Here is a 15,488-nt window from a genome sequence, read left to right on the forward strand (position 1 = left end):
CCGAAGGAAAACAGCCTATGAGTCAGATTCAGATAAAGGATGATCAAGGCGTACGTATTATCAGTTTCAATCGTCCTGAAAAACGAAATGCCTTTAATCTTAAAATGTACCAACAGCTTACAGAATACCTGATCCAAGGTGAGCACGACAATGCAATTCGCGCCTTTATGTTACGAGGCGAAGGCAATTGTTTCACATCGGGTAATGATATTAGCGATTTCCTCAACAGCGGCGAGTTAAATGAAACCCATCCCACAGTGCAATTTTTGCATTGTATCCTTGAGATAAAAAAGCCATTGATAGCCGCAGTATCTGGCGCAGCTGTGGGCATTGGTACCACTTTATTACTGCATTGCGATTTGGTTTATGCCGATAACAGCGCTACATTTCAGCTACCTTTTGTCAATCTCGCCTTGGTACCAGAAGCAGCATCAAGCTTGTTACTTCCGCTCATTGTCGGGCAGCAAAAAGCGGCTGAACTTATCTTATTAGGTGAAAGCTTTACTGCCAGCACCGCAAAAGAATTAAATATTATCAACCAAGTGGTTGAGCAATCACAATTAGATGATTTTGTATTATCACAAGCAAAGAAATTAGCAGCTCAGCCACCCTTGGCGCTGCAGGCATCTAAACAGTTATTAAGGCATAACCAAGCTGAAGTGAAACAACAAATGCTTAAAGAGTTAGTGTTGTTTAGTGAAAGACTAAAAAGTGATGAGGCCAAAGCTCGGTTCCAAGCTTTTTTAACGAAGTAGTCTCTGGTTTAAGCATTGATATCATTTACGCTGGGATAAACCAGTAAAATAGTCATTTAACACTGAAGTATGAATGATAATGCTGAACTAATCTTGAACGACAGCAGCGTTCATACTTCAGTTTAATATCTGGATTTTTTCTGGGTCATGATAATGGCAGTCACAAAGTAACCAATGAGTCCGATGCTAGGGCTCATTAAAATTGCCACTAGGGTTAACACTCGGGTCCACAATACTGACCAGCCAAATTGTTTTGCTAATCCGTGTGATGCGCCACATATCAAACTGTCATCGGTTGTTAACCATTTTTCTAAGTCTGTTAAGTTCATTTTTGTTCTCCTGCGATCTCCATTGAAGCCAGTTCAGCAGACATTGCCTTGACGCTATTAAATTGGTACCACTGCAACCCACATATCATTATCGAGCATGCGATAAAGCTAAAAACAGGAAGCAGTAGTAAAGAAGTTAATGGATCAGCTAAATGAAATATCATCATTAAATCCATAAATCAGTCCTCATTGCTTGCTAAAGCAGTGTCTGATTGTGTTGCTATTACATCGTCAGTCATTTCAAGCGAGCTGTTTAACTCAAAAACTTGTTCAGCAATTTGGCTATGTAAGCTCAAGCTAATTTCTTGCCTCGCAGTTTGTAGCATTTCAGTGGTTGCATCAGTCAAACGAGCTTCTAATACCTCTACCATGTCAGCACTATTAAGTTCATTTGCTTGAGCACCAATACTTGCGGTGGCGATAACAGCAATTAATGCCAGTTTCTTAAACATGCGATTGCTTGTTGTAGATGATGAACTAACCACTGAATTTTCATTTGATATTGAGTTAAACATGATGTTTTCCTTTCCTAATGTTGGGTACACCATGGTTATTACAAGCTACGTGCCAAGTTTTAAAAAACAATATAAACGACTGATTAATAGTAGTTATATTAACTTTAAACAAAAACAGGCTCACAACAGCCACTGAACAATAATCAAACAATTAGTCATTTTCACCATCCTGATAGTGAATTTAGCTAATACTTAATTAGCTAAGCTACAGGCATAAAAAAAGCGCCTCAATGAGACGCTATTTTTAACGAATAAAGACTTAATCATTACTCATGTTATTAGGGTAGAAAGTCACATCAGCAGGCGGCCTACTTTGATGCATTTTCTCAACCGCATCCCAAATAACCTCAACACCCGCACCCGGCTTATGAGCGTTTTCACTAAGATATCTACGCCAGCCCCTTGAGCCAGGTAGGCCTTGAAATAAGCCAATCATGTGACGAGTGATGTGGTTTAAACGCCCGCCTGACTGTATATGCTGCTCAATGTAGGGCACCATTTGTTCAATCACTTGCTCACGAGTTAACACAGCTTTGTCGTCACCGTAAATACGTTGATCCACTTCAGCTAATATATAAGGGTTTTGGTACGCTTCACGGCCGATCATCACCCCATCTAATTGCTGTAAATGCACCAATGAATCTTCAATGGTTTTAACGCCGCCATTAATACTGATATTTAAATCAGCATAATCCCGCTTTAATTGATACACCCGCTCATAGTTAAGCTCTGGAATTTCACGATTTTCTTTTGGGCTTAACCCTTGTAACCACGCTTTTCTGGCATGGACAATAAAAGTATCGCAACCAATAGCTTTAACCGTATCAACAAATTCGGTGAGAAATTCATAACTGTCTTGCTCATCGATACCAATACGGGTTTTAACCGTCACAGAGATATCAGCAACTTGCTTCATGGCATCAACACATTCTGCAACTAACTTAGGCTCAGCCATCAAACAAGCGCCAAACCGTCCGCTTTGGACTCTATCTGATGGACAACCCACATTTAAATTGATTTCATCATAACCGCGCTCAAAAGCCAGTTTGGCACAGGTGGCTAAATCTTTAGGGTTAGACCCACCAAGCTGCAAAGCAAGCGGATGCTCTTCTTGGTTATAAGCTAAGTAATCAGCCTGACCATGAATGATCGCCCCTGTCGTCACCATTTCGGTATAAAGCACAGTATGTGCAGACATCAGGCGCGCAAAGTAACGGTAATGCCTATCGGTCCAATCAAGCATGGGGGCGATAGAAAGCGAGCGGTTGAGTGTTGTTAGAGCCAAAATGGTACCTTATCGAAGAAAATCAACGATTAATAAAATATGATGCTTACTAAAAAACGAACTAGTGATTATATCATTAACAAACGGCTAATTAATATCAGCAGCCACTAATTTCATCACCAAGAAACTAAAATGCTTGATTAACCATAACCCAAAACTGACTTTCATCACCGCCAGTAACAAAGTCGGTTCTTATCACTATACCTTCAACTTCAAAACGTATGCCTGCGCCGTAGTTAGTTTTCATATCATCATGCAGTTCAGTTAAAGTAAATTCATCAGCCACATTGCCAGCTTCGGCAAATAATACCCACTGCCACCAAGGAATGTTATATAGATTAAACACCGGCAGTGATTGTAGTGGCTGCCATTGAGGTGTGACTCGATACTCTAGGGCATAATTGACTGCGCTGCGGCCAGTAAACTGCTTTGAAGAGTAACCGCGCAAACGATCAAAGCCACCTAATGACACCCCAGCAAAACTAGGAGGCTGCTGAAATTGCTGTTGTTTATAATCTTGCTCCCAACTTGGGGTATCCGCTAAGTAGAAATTAATCCCGAGCACTTGTTGCTCAAACCAACTGTTACTCCCAAAAGACATAAATGCGCTTTGTTCAAATTCCCACATCAACCAGCTTGGATCATCATCGACACTAAAGCCTTTGGTGATGGTTAGATTTGTTTGACCACCCTCGGTGCTATTTAGTTTGGCATCGCGGTTATCCCAATTAAAAGCAAGCTCAACACCACGGGCTTCGTCGGCTAAATAGGCTAATGCTTCAAGCTCTCGATACTTGCTAAACGGGGTTAAGCTGATAGAGCTAACACCTGACTCTAATGGGTTCCAGCTAATTGGTGTGGTGTTTTCCCCAAGCGCGTTTGCAGCGCCATGCTTACCTCTGGCGATGGGTAATACATATTCCATGGTCAGTTTGTTAAAGCCTTCATCCCCGACACTAATGACTCGACTGATGTCATTGGCTTTTGGCTCGTATAGGTCACTCTTGGGCAAGTAATATATCCCTTGCTCGTAATGACCACGAAACAATTCGGCACTAAATAACCATTGATCAAGCTCTGGCAATTGATAATGATAAAAACCTGCATAACTTAGCCAACTGTCATTGGCAGAGTATAAGCCAATGCCTAATGCTACGGCTTGCGGTTGACCGGCATGCTTAAGGACACCTGCTGCGCCGAATGTGGTGCTCAAGGTCTCAGTTGAAAAGACAATTGGCACAGCGACAAATTCTGGAGACAGTGCTTTTTCAGAGGGCGTTACCGCAGACGGCTTTTCAGCAGTATTTTGTTGCTGTGACTGTGGGTTTATCTCAGAAATAAGCTCAGTCTCTACAACCACTTCTGTATCAGGGCGATGACTCGTTGTGGTTTTACTGGCAGTCACATACTCTGGATCATTTGAAATTACGGAGTGAATAGCTTCAGACTGGGCGACACTGTCGATACTAAAAAACACGCAATAAATCATAACGACTGATTTATACAACTGCACTTAACACTTCCTATCTATGACTAATTTAAGATTCAAGCTCTAGGCTATAAACCATTAATTAAATTGAGATTAATCTTGTAAATCAACCACGACTCTTGGGGTGAGTTTAGTTACTAACTCATAAGCAATGGTGCCAATGTGCTCTGCCACTTCTTCTACAGCGAGCCCTTTACCCCACAGCTGCACTGAATCCCCGACCTTATCAGTTGCATCAAGCCCCAAATCAACGGTCAGCATGTCCATAGAGACTCGACCAACAATGGGCACTCTGCGGCCATTAAGCAACACGGGGGTACCTTCAGGGGCATTGCGCGGATAACCATCGCCATAACCTATGGCAACCACGCCTAGACGAGTATCTTGTTTTGCAGTCCAATAAGCGCCATAGCCAACACTTTGTCCGGCTTTATGCTCACGTACCGCAATAAGGTTTGACACTAACTCCATTGCGGGAACTAGCCCATGATGAACACCTTTATCACCCAGTACAGGCGATACCCCATAGAGTGCGATACCTGGTCTTATCCAGTCACACTGGCTTTGAGGCCAAAATAACGTAGCGGCAGAATTAGCTAACGTTCGATCGCCAGGTAAATCGTTAATCAACTGCTGAAAAGCATCAATTTGCACTTGGGTTAAGGGATTGTCAGGCTCATCGGCACAAGCAAAATGGGTCATTAAATGAATAGGTTTGGCAACTTGTGGGCAAGCCATTAAGCGTTGATAAACAGCCTTGAATTGTTCAATACCAAAGCCTAAACGATGCATGCCTGTATCAATTTTAAGCCAGACGGTAATGGGCGCAGTAAGTGTCGATTGCTCTAACATCACCAATTGCGACTCATGATGCACCACGGTATCAATTTTATGCTCAACTAATGTGGGTAAGTCAGATTGACGAAAACAACCTTCAAGCAACAGTAGCTTAGCGTTAACACCGCCTTGGCGTAATTCAAGCGCCTCTTCAAGTCGCGCCAGTCCAAATCCATCGGCGCAGTCAATACAGTCAGCGACAGACTCGGCCACGTTGAGCAAGCCATGCCCATAACCATTGGCTTTAACCACAGCCATGACTTTACTGTTGGGCGCAATTTCACGCAGCCTTGCAAGGTTAGCCTGCAAAGCTTTACGACTAATTTCAGCACGGGGAAATGGTTTCAAATAACTAACCTTACTGATTGCTTCATTCAAATAATTGAGCAACACAAGACTAAAAAATGAGCCTCTGCGTTAAAACAGAGGCTTTTCGGTACGACTAACGCAAAGACTAAATACCTATCTGATGAGATTAATCTTCATCAAAGACTTGTGCGCCAGAATAATTATCAAAACGCGAGAACTGGCCTTGGAACGCCAGCGGCACGCGGCCAATCGGGCCGTTACGTTGTTTACCAATAATGATTTCAGCGACACCTTTTTGTTCTGAATCATCGTTATACACTTCATCACGATAAATAAACATGATCAAATCCGCATCTTGCTCAATTGAACCTGATTCACGTAAGTCAGAGTTAACTGGGCGCTTATCAGCACGTTGCTCCAACGAGCGGTTAAGCTGTGATAACGCAATGACCGGGATCTCTAGTTCTTTGGCTAAGGATTTAAGTGAGCGCGAGATTTCTGCAATTTCTAAGGTACGGTTATCTTTTAATGAAGGCACCTGCATTAACTGCAAGTAATCAATCATGATCATTGATAAACCGCCATACTCACGCGCAATACGACGGGCACGACTTCGCACTTCTGTCGGCGTTAAGCCTGAACCGTCATCGATATACATTTTGCCTTGCTCAAGCATAATCCCCATGGTTGAAGAAACACGCGCCCAATCTTCATCATCTAACTGACCGGTACGAATTTTAGTTTGATCAACCCGGCCAAGTGATGCCAGCATACGCATCATAATTTGTTCTGATGGCATCTCTAAACTGAAAATAAGCACAGGTTTATCTTCATTCATGGCTGCTTGTTCACACAAGTTCATCGCAAAGGTGGTTTTACCCATTGAAGGACGTGCCGCCACAATAACAAGGTCACCCGATTGGAAGCCGGCGGTCATTTTATCAAGATCGGTAAAACCACTTGATACACCGGTCACACCGTTATGGGGGTTATTGTATAACTGCTCAATTTTGTCGACGGTTTTTTCAAGGATCGATTTAATCCCTTCAGGGCCTTCGTTGGCATTAGCACGCGACTCAGCAATTTTAAAAACTTTAGTTTCCGCTAAATCCAGTAAATCACTGGAGTTACGACCCTCAGGGTTATAGCCTGCATCAGCAATTTCATGGGCAACACCAATCATGTCACGTACAACAGCTCGTTCACGTACAATATCGGCATAAGATAAAATATTACCCGCACTCGGGGTGTTTTTGGCAATTTCACCTAAGTAAGCAAAGCCGCCAGCGTCTTCAAGTTGATCTTCAACTTCCAGGCGCTCTGATACGGTGATCAAATCAATCGGGTGACTGCTTTCAACCAAACGGCTCATCGCAGCGTAAATCATCCGATGGGAGCGAGAATAAAAATCTTCGGGCACAAGCGCTTCAGCCACTCTATCCCAGGCCTCAGCATCAAGCATCAACCCACCAAGAACCGATTGCTCAGCTTCAATTGAATGCGGCGGTAATTTCAGCGCATCAACTTGAGCATCTTTGAACCTTTCTCTGGCTTTAAAAGGACCTTTCTGTGACATTAAAACTCCCAATTCCCAACCTGTTTGTAAATATGGTATAACACCGAGGTCATGCAAACATGTAGTACAATGATATCGCGTAACATTTATCCCAACACGGATAAACAATCAGAATAAATAACAACAATAAATAATAAAAAATAAGGAAAGAACATGCGTTATGCACTCGTTGCAGCCCTTGTGCTGTCTTCTGGATTTGCCTATGCCGATGAAGGTCAGTGGCAACCCTATCAAATGCCTTCTATTGCAGATAAATTAGCACAACGCGGCATCGATATTCCTGCTAAACAGCTTGCAGATTTAACCCAGTATCCAATGAATGCGGTTGTGGGTCTGGGCTATTGTACCGCCAGTTTTGTCTCTCCCCAAGGCTTAGTTGTGACCAATCACCATTGTGCCTATCGAGCCATCCAATATAACAGCAAAACTGAACATAATTACTTAGCAGACGGCTTTCTAGCTAATACTAAAAAAGAGGAGCCATCAGCAGGCCCTAATGAGCGATTATACATCACTGAGAAGGTAACGGATGTCACTTCTCAAGTGAATGCGAATTTAAGTCGCGATCCTCTTAGCCGTTATGAAGATATCCAATCAAACCGTAAAGCATTAATCAAAGACTGCGAAACCGACGAAAACTACCGTTGTTCAGTCAGCAGCTTTCATAATGGACTTGAGTATTACTTAATTAAACAACTCATTATTCGTGATGTCAGACTAGTATACGCACCACCTGAAAGCGTAGGGGCTTTTGGCGGCGATATTGATAACTATGAATACCCACGTCACTCGGGCGATTTTACCTTCTTACGTGCCTATGTGGGCAAAGACGGTCAGCCGGCAAGTTATGCCGAAGACAATGTGCCTTATCAGCCAAAAAGTTATCTTAAAATAAATGCTGATGGCGTTAAAGCCGGAGATGGCGTGTTTGCCGCAGGCTATCCGGGAGCGACCAGTCGTTACCGCCTAACCAGCGAGTTAGAGTTTGCCAGTGATTGGATGTATCCAACCTACGCTAAGCGCTATCAACTGCAAATCGACACCATTAATCAAATGGCTGCCGACAATAACGCCATTGCGATTAAATACGCCGGTAACCTTGCCTCCATGGCAAACAGAATGAAAAAACTGAACGGGTTACTCGATGGTTTTAAAGCCACAGATATTGTCGGTATCAAACAATCACGTGAAGATAACTTCTTAGCTTGGCTTAAAAAAGACGCCAATGCTAACCATCAATTGATTGGTGAATTAGAAGCATTACTGGCTGAGCAAAATAACCTCATTCAAACTGACTATTATTTTAATAATGCCCAATCAAGTGCAATACTTGCCGCAGCTAAAAAGCTCTATCGTTTAGCCAAAGAAAAACAACTGCCCGATGCAGAGCGTGAGCAAGGGTTTCAGCAGCGTGATATGAAAATGTTTGCCGCTAACTTAAAACGCCTTGATAGAAGTTTTGATGCCAGTGTCGATAAAACCTTGTGGTTACAAGACTTGAACGCTTACATGGGGCAAAATCAGCGCGTTGAAATTCTTGATAACGCACTGAATAAGATCTCTGATGCTGAGGCATTATCAGCAAAATTAGATGCCTATTACGCCTTAACCACTTTAATGGATAAAGAGCAGCGTTTAGCTTGGATGGACAAAGACGCCCAAGCCTTTGAAACCAGCTCAGATCCGTTTATTCGCTTAGCGGTAGCGCTGCACGACACCAACATGGCACAGGAAAAAGCCGAAAACACTTTAAAAGGTAAGTTATCAACCGCTCGCCCTGAATACATGAAAGCCATCATCAGCTATTACAAAGCCAATGACTGGCCTGTGTATCCAGATGCCAATCGCACCTTACGGATCACCTACGGCATGGTCGATGGTTATCAGTCTGCAGATGCACTCTATAAGCAGCCTTTTACCCGTCTCGAAGGCATAGTGGCTAAACATACTGGCGAAGATCCATATAACGCGCCACAAAAGCTATTAACGGCAATTAAAGCCAATGATAACGGTGAGCACTCTGTCGCATCGGTTTATCAAGATCCACGCTCATGGATTTGTCGTTTATTCTCTTGTTTAGATACGCCAGAAGAATTTAACTCAGTGCCGGTTAACTTCTTATCCAGTGTTGACACTACAGGTGGTAACTCAGGTTCACCGGTATTTAACGGTAAAGGTGAGTTAGTAGGTTTGAACTTTGATTCAACTTACGAGGCGATTACTAAAGATTGGTTCTTTAACCCAACGATAACCCGTGCAGTACACGTAGACTTTCGTTACATCCTATGGATGATGGATAAAGTTGATCACGCCCAAAACTTGATTGATGAGTTAGAGCTAGTAAGAAATTAGAGTATCACGCCCCAACTTGTGCAAACGAGCTTGGGGTGACCCTGACCACTCTCATTACAGGTAAAGCTGAAGCCTTAAAAGCCTAAAATTAAGACATAAAAAAACACCGCCAATTGGCGGTGTTTTTATTTAAATCAATGAGCTATTAATCTTCTGCAACAACAGAGATTTTAACTACTGATTTAACTTCAGTGTGAAGTTGAACTTCAACTTCAAAGTCACCTAGGTTGCGTAAAGCACCTAAAGGTAGACGTACTTCAGCTTTAGCTAGCTCAACGCCTGCTGCAGTAACTGCATCAGCGATGTCGCGGTTGCCCACTGAACCGAATAATTTACCTTCGTCACCAGCTTTAGAAGCGATAACAACTGACTCTAATGCAGCAAGCTTTTCAGCGCGAGCAGTACAAACACTTAATTCAGCAGCTAATTTAGCTTCTAATTCAGCGCGACGTGCTTCGAAAACTTTAACGTTTTCGTCATTAGCGATAACAGCTTTGCCTTGTGGCAAAAGGAAGTTACGAGCATAACCAGCTTTAACAGCAACTTGGTCACCTAAGTTGCCTAGGTTAGCGATTTTATCAAGCAGAATAACGTTCATTATCTAATTCCTCTGATTTAAATACTGCGATTACTGATGTAAATCAGTGTAAGGCAGTAGAGAAAGATAACGAGCACGCTTAATCGCGCGAGCTAGTTGGCGTTGATATTTAGCACTAGTACCAGTAATACGGCTAGGAACAATCTTACCGCTTTCAGTTACGTAGTTTTTTAAAGTAACGATATCTTTGTAATCAATTTCTGCAACACCTTCAGAGGTGAAACGACAGAACTTGCGACGACGGAAATAACGTGCCATGTTGACAGTCTCCTAAGTTTTCAATTCGACATTTTCGGCATGCAAAACCAATTTATTTTGGCCATTTCGCCCTTGTTGTAAAGAGATAAACCCTTCAACTTGGACCTGCACACCTGCTTTTAATTCTTCTGTTACGCTGTTAAAGCGCTTACCACTTAATATGACTTGGATCAGACAATAAACATTTCTCAACATTTGATCGTCATACCGCTGTGTTTTGTGTTCTAGCGTAATCACCTTATGGGGAATGCCGCTGGGACTATCAAAACGCTTTGAACGAGTTATCGTTCCGGTCAACACTAAGTGATTAATCACAGACTAATTATTCAGCAGTTTCTTCAGCGCTTGCTTCAACTTCTTTTTCAGCAGCTGGTGCAGCAGTAGGAGCACGACGTGAATCACGCTCATCTTTTGCTTTAGCCATTGGAGAAGCTTCAGTAACAGCAGTTTTAGTGCGCATTACCATGTTACGCAGAACAGCGTCATTGAAACGGAAAGCTGTTTCTAACTCTTCGATAGACTCTGCAGTTGCTTCTACGTTCATAAGAACATAGTGAGCTTTATGTAGGTCTTGAATTGGGTAAGCCAATTGACGACGACCCCAATCTTCTAAACGGCTGATAGTACCGTTAGCATCAGTGATTAAACTGCTGTAACGCTCGATCATACCTGGGACTTGTTCACTTTGATCTGGGTGAACCATAAATACGATTTCATAATGACGCATTTATTGCTCCTTACGGTTAATTAGCCTCACGTGTGGCTCAGTCAGACCAAGTTGGAGGCAAGGAACGGAATTAAATGACTGATTTAAGCGCGGGATGATACATAAAGCCCGCACAAAACTCAAGCAATACTTGTGTGGTGCATGCTTTATTACCTTTAACTGATTAACTCACTCAAGCAGGCGTTGACAGCAATGACGGTAAATAATGAAAATACCCAGCAAAAAACAATAACCAGCGTGAAATTTAATTTGATATTGAATACACAGATGAAGCCATTGAGCGCTTTGCAGCCACTGCGAATACAGGTATTATGGCGCTTCATCCGTATTTCAGGCGTTCCTAATAACTATATAGAAACAACGTAATGAAAAAAGTCTGTATCTTTATGTCTTCTCTTCTCACAACGTCTTCAGCGTGGGCACTTGTTCCCCCAGACTATAAAGAGCCTCCCAGTGACTTTAAGGCTGAAATTGAAGCCGGTATGCAACTCAATACTGGTAATAACCAATCGCAAAACTTCAACGGCCGCACCTACTTAAATTACGATACTGAAAAAGCCCGTCAGGAATTTACCTTTAAGGTGTATTACGCCGCAGATAAAGACTCTACCACGGCTGAAAAGTATGATGTATTTGCCCAGTCGAGTTATAAGCTAGAAAGCGGCTATATTTTTGGCCGCGGTGAATTTACCTGGGATGATTTTGGTAGTTATACCAAACTGTCGACGGTTTCTACCGGTTATGGTTTTGATTTACTCTCAAACTATACCCAGAGCCTGAGCATAGAAGTCGGCCCCGGTTACCGTTATGACTTACCCAAAGCAACAGATACAGACTTAAACCCTGCAGCCAACCAAGACATCATTTTGCGTACCGCCGCCAAGTACAATGTGAAACTGCAAGAATATACCAGCCTCAATGCCGATTTGACCTCTGAAGTGGGTGAAGATAACAATACCTTGACCTTAGACGTCAGTTACAGAAATACCTTTTTACAGGACTGGGCCTTTAAACTCGGGGTGAACGTGAGATACACAGCGGTAGTTCCTGAAGACAGTGTAAAAACCGATACCATCACCACATTTAACTTGCTATATACTTTCCAATAAATTGCAACGCCGTTACAGCGGCCTGTAATGAGCCTTTTCAACATTCCAGATACAAAAAACGGGCCTTAAGGCCCGTTCCACTATCTGCTGATCAGCTCAGTAAATTACTTCACTAAACGTTGACGCACAGCTTCAAACAAACAAATACCGGTTGCCACTGATACATTCAAGCTTGAGACACTTCCCGCCATCGGGATTGACACTATTGAATCACAGCTTTCACGGGTTAAACGGCGTAAACCTTTATCTTCTGCGCCCATCGCAATGGCTAAAGGCCCTTTTAAGTCTGCTTGGTATAACTCACAATCCGCTTCACCGGCGGCACCAATAATCCACACCCCTTTTTGCTGAATATGACGCATAGTACGGGCAAGGTTGGTAACTTGGAATAATGGAATCGTTTCAGCCGCGCCGCAAGCAACCTTGCTCACGATTGACGTCAGTCCCACCGAGTTATCTTTTGGTACGATAATCCCTTGTACACCGGCAGCATCGGCATTACGTAAACAAGCACCTAGATTATGTGGGTCAGTGACACCATCAAGAATTAACAAAAATGGTAGGTCTGTCTTTTCTAATAAAGCATCTAAGTCCGCTTCAGCCAAGATTTTAGCAGCTTTAACTCGTGCAACAATACCCTGATGCTGAGTGCTCGATGCTTTGTCATCTAGTACTTTACGACCTGAACTTTGTACAGACACACCAAACTCTGTCGCTTTTTTGATTAATGGTAATAAACGCTCGTCATCACGACCTTGTAATACCCAAACTTCAATGACGCGTTCAGGTGAGTTGCTTAGCAAAGCTTCTACTGCGTGAATGCCAAAAATGATATCTTGTTTTTTCATTTACTTATTTTCTCTTGCGCTTTGCTTTAGTCGATGGTTTTAGCAGCCGGTGATGTTACACCAGCCGCTGAACTATTTGCAGCTTTAGCTGCAGGCTTGCGCTTTTTTCCGCCTTTAGTGGCAGATTTTTTCGCTTTGCCCGCTGTGCTTTTACCCGCTTTGCCAGAACGCCCCTTTGCTGGCGACTCTGCAGCTGGCTCACCTTTTGCTGATGCGCCCATTTTAGCGCCTTCAAGATTGGCTCTTTCTCTGGCTGTTAATGGCTTCTTATTGGCTTTCTTACGGCTCTTACCGTGATCACCAATCATGATCAGATCGATTTGACGATCATCTAAGTTAACCGCGGCAACTTTGACATTGACCTCGTCACCCACTTGATAAACCTTGCGGGTGTTTTCGCCAATCAAACGCTGACGCATTGGGTCAAACTGATAATAATCGCTGACTAAGCTTGAGATATGCACTAAGCCATCGATATACAAATCCTTTAAACGTACAAACAAACCAAAATTGGTCACTGAAGCAATGACAGCTTCAAATTCATCACCAACATGATCTTGCATATATTCACATTTGAGCCAGTCGCTGACATCACGTGTGGCTTCATCTGCACGGCGCTCAGTAGTTGAACACTCTTCGCCCAGTTTATCTAGCTCTTCAAGTAGATAATGGTAGCCACCTTCTGGGGTCCACTTCTGCTTCATCTCACCTTGCTCTGCCGCTAACAAATAACGGATAACGCGATGTAAGACTAAGTCAGGGTAACGACGAATAGGCGAGGTAAAGTGTGAATACTCTTCTAATGCCAAGCCAAAGTGACCGTCATTATCAGGGGTGTATATCGCTTGTCTCATTGAGCGCAGTAACATTACCTGGATCAATTCAGCATCCGGTCTATCTGCAATTTTCAGCATTAAGTCCTGATAATCTGACGGCGTAGGTTCAGTGCCGCCATTCATTGATAAACCGCGTTCTGCCAGAAACTCTTTGAAGTTTGCCAACTTGGTTTCTGAAGGTGACTCATGCACACGGTATAACACTTCACCTTTATGCTTTTTGACGAACTTAGCTGAAGCGACGTTGGCTAAAATCATACATTCTTCAATGATTTTATGTGCCTGATTACGGCTACGGGGCACAATTGCTTCAATTTTACGTTGCTCGTTAAACACAAACTGGGTTTCAACGGTTTCAAACGCAATCGCCCCACGTTCTGCGCGGCGCTCATTTAAGGTTAAATATAACGACTGTAAACACTGAAGATGCGGGAACAAAGCTTCATGCTCAGGGGCAATCTTGCCACCTTCTAGCATGGCTGCCACTTGCGTGTAAGTAAAACGCGCATGTGAGTGCATCACTGCCGGATAAAACTTATAACCCGATAGTTTACCCGCAGCTGAAATGGTCATCTCAGCCACCATACAAAGGCGATCAACATGGGGATTTAGTGAACACAAACCATTAGAGATTTTCTCTGGTAGCATCGGGATAACTTGCGATGGAAAATACACTGAGTTACCACGGGATCTCGCTTCATCATCTAATGCCGAGTCTGTACGCACATAGTGACTTACATCAGCAATAGCGACCCATAAACGCCAGCCACCGCTAGGTTTAGTTTCGGCATAAACAGCATCGTCAAAATCGCGGGCATCTTCGCCATCAATGGTCACTAAGGGTAAATGTCTTAAATCGACGCGACCTTGTTTATCTGACTCTGGGACTTCATCCGGAATGCGCTTAAGTTTTTTCTCAATAACAGCTGACCATTTGTGAGGCAAATCGTAATTGCGCAGAGCAATTTCAATTTCCATACCTGGCGCCATTGTTTTACCGAGCACTTCGGTCACTTTGGCTGCCGCTTTAACAAATCGTCCAGGACGACGGGTTAATTCAAGCACAACAACGTCGCCAGCTCTGGCGCCATTAGCGTCTTCTTTGGCAATCAAGATTTCTTGGGTAATTCGTCTGTCATCGGCAATCACAAATGCCATGCCAGCATCAACATGATAACGGCCGACTAATGGCGCGCTGCGCTGCTGCACTAAACGAACGATACGCGCTTCACGTCGTCCACGGCGATCGGAACCTGCTTTTTGCGCCAACACTTTATCACCGTGAAAATACATCTGCATATCACGATTATTAATAAAGAGATCGTCACCGCCTTCATCAGATTTAAAAAATCCGAAACCATCACGATGGCCGATAATCGTACCGGTAAGCAGATCCATTTTTTCAGGAAGACCATAACTATGGCCACGGGTATAAACCAGTTGCCCATCACGCTCCATGGCGCGCAGTCGTCTTCTTAACGCTTCTAAGTGGTCTTCATCAACCATTTTTAGCGCGGCGGCGATATGTTCTCTGGTGACAGGTGACTTTTGCTCACGCAAATACTCTAGTATGTATTCACGGCTTGGGATTGGGTTTTCGTACTTGTCTTGCTCTCTCTCAAAATGAGGATCGATGATCATTCAATTTCCAAATAATTTACTCCC

At 43.2% G+C, this 15,488-nt stretch carries 15 protein-coding genes; 3 read left to right on the forward strand and 12 right to left on the reverse strand.

What is annotated here, in order from left to right; all coding sequences use genetic code 11:
• Window positions 1-17 precede the first annotated feature (17 nt).
• Window positions 18-755 carry an enoyl-CoA hydratase gene (locus tag AB4140_RS04075; protein WP_102439956.1) on the forward strand — a complete coding sequence of 246 codons (738 nt, stop codon included), beginning with the start codon at window positions 18-20 and terminating at the stop codon, window positions 753-755.
• Window positions 756-877: 122 nt separating this feature from the next.
• On the opposite strand, the gene AB4140_RS04080 is transcribed toward AB4140_RS04075, so the two are convergent.
• The 6 genes from AB4140_RS04080 to dnaB all read right to left on the reverse strand — a co-directional run bounded on the left by AB4140_RS04080 (window position 878) and on the right by dnaB (window position 7,095).
• On the reverse strand, window positions 878-1,084 hold the full coding sequence (locus AB4140_RS04080) for a PspC domain-containing protein (RefSeq protein WP_102439957.1): 207 nt from the start codon (window positions 1,082-1,084) through the stop codon (window positions 878-880).
• A 179-nt stretch (window positions 1,085-1,263) separates the two neighbouring features.
• Window positions 1,264-1,599 carry a hypothetical protein gene (locus AB4140_RS04085; RefSeq protein ID WP_133126612.1) on the reverse strand — a complete coding sequence of 112 codons (336 nt, stop codon included), beginning with the start codon at window positions 1,597-1,599 and terminating at the stop codon, window positions 1,264-1,266.
• A gap of 259 nt (window positions 1,600-1,858) precedes the next feature.
• On the reverse strand, window positions 1,859-2,884 hold the full coding sequence (dusA, locus tag AB4140_RS04090) for a tRNA dihydrouridine(20/20a) synthase DusA (RefSeq protein WP_371999886.1): 1,026 nt from the start codon (window positions 2,882-2,884) through the stop codon (window positions 1,859-1,861).
• 127 nt (window positions 2,885-3,011) lie between these two features.
• Window positions 3,012-4,397 (reverse strand): hypothetical protein, encoded by a 1,386-nt coding sequence (locus AB4140_RS04095; RefSeq protein ID WP_371999888.1) that lies wholly within the window; start codon window positions 4,395-4,397, stop codon window positions 3,012-3,014.
• A 69-nt stretch (window positions 4,398-4,466) separates the two neighbouring features.
• Window positions 4,467-5,558, reverse strand: coding sequence for an alanine racemase (alr, locus tag AB4140_RS04100; protein ID WP_102440117.1), 1,092 nt, complete (start codon window positions 5,556-5,558; stop codon window positions 4,467-4,469).
• A 127-nt stretch (window positions 5,559-5,685) separates the two neighbouring features.
• Window positions 5,686-7,095 (reverse strand): replicative DNA helicase, encoded by a 1,410-nt coding sequence (dnaB, locus tag AB4140_RS04105; RefSeq protein ID WP_076539121.1) that lies wholly within the window; start codon window positions 7,093-7,095, stop codon window positions 5,686-5,688.
• Between the two features lie 153 nt (window positions 7,096-7,248).
• Between dnaB and AB4140_RS04110 the strand changes: the two genes are divergently transcribed.
• Window positions 7,249-9,447, forward strand: coding sequence for a S46 family peptidase (locus AB4140_RS04110; RefSeq protein WP_102440116.1), 2,199 nt, complete (start codon window positions 7,249-7,251; stop codon window positions 9,445-9,447).
• 145 nt (window positions 9,448-9,592) lie between these two features.
• Here the strand turns inward: AB4140_RS04110 and rplI are convergent, their stop codons facing one another.
• The 4 genes from rplI to rpsF are packed head-to-tail and all read right to left on the reverse strand — an operon-like array spanning window position 9,593 to window position 11,030.
• On the reverse strand, window positions 9,593-10,045 hold the full coding sequence (gene rplI, locus AB4140_RS04115) for a 50S ribosomal protein L9 (protein ID WP_076539126.1): 453 nt from the start codon (window positions 10,043-10,045) through the stop codon (window positions 9,593-9,595).
• Window positions 10,046-10,075: 30 nt separating this feature from the next.
• Window positions 10,076-10,303, reverse strand: coding sequence for a 30S ribosomal protein S18 (gene rpsR / locus AB4140_RS04120; protein ID WP_055023454.1), 228 nt, complete (start codon window positions 10,301-10,303; stop codon window positions 10,076-10,078).
• Window positions 10,304-10,315: 12 nt separating this feature from the next.
• Window positions 10,316-10,618, reverse strand: coding sequence for a primosomal replication protein N (priB, locus tag AB4140_RS04125; protein ID WP_076539129.1), 303 nt, complete (start codon window positions 10,616-10,618; stop codon window positions 10,316-10,318).
• Between the two features lie 7 nt (window positions 10,619-10,625).
• Complete coding sequence (rpsF, locus tag AB4140_RS04130) at window positions 10,626-11,030, reverse strand: 30S ribosomal protein S6 (RefSeq protein WP_102440115.1); 405 nt, start codon at window positions 11,028-11,030, stop codon at window positions 10,626-10,628.
• A 365-nt stretch (window positions 11,031-11,395) separates the two neighbouring features.
• Here rpsF and AB4140_RS04135 point away from each other — a divergent pair, with 365 nt between their 5' ends.
• Window positions 11,396-12,139 (forward strand): YdiY family protein, encoded by a 744-nt coding sequence (locus AB4140_RS04135; RefSeq protein ID WP_198590856.1) that lies wholly within the window; start codon window positions 11,396-11,398, stop codon window positions 12,137-12,139.
• A 104-nt stretch (window positions 12,140-12,243) separates the two neighbouring features.
• Here the strand turns inward: AB4140_RS04135 and rlmB are convergent, their stop codons facing one another.
• Window positions 12,244-12,987, reverse strand: coding sequence for a 23S rRNA (guanosine(2251)-2'-O)-methyltransferase RlmB (rlmB, locus tag AB4140_RS04140; protein ID WP_102440114.1), 744 nt, complete (start codon window positions 12,985-12,987; stop codon window positions 12,244-12,246).
• A 26-nt stretch (window positions 12,988-13,013) separates the two neighbouring features.
• Window positions 13,014-15,464, reverse strand: a complete 2,451-nt coding sequence (gene rnr / locus AB4140_RS04145) for a ribonuclease R (protein ID WP_371999892.1) — start codon at window positions 15,462-15,464, stop codon at window positions 13,014-13,016.
• Between the last annotated feature and the right edge of the window lie 24 nt (window positions 15,465-15,488).

This window comes from Shewanella sp. 10N.286.51.B2 (genome assembly GCF_041469265.1).
Lineage (GTDB): Bacteria > Pseudomonadota > Gammaproteobacteria > Enterobacterales > Shewanellaceae > Shewanella.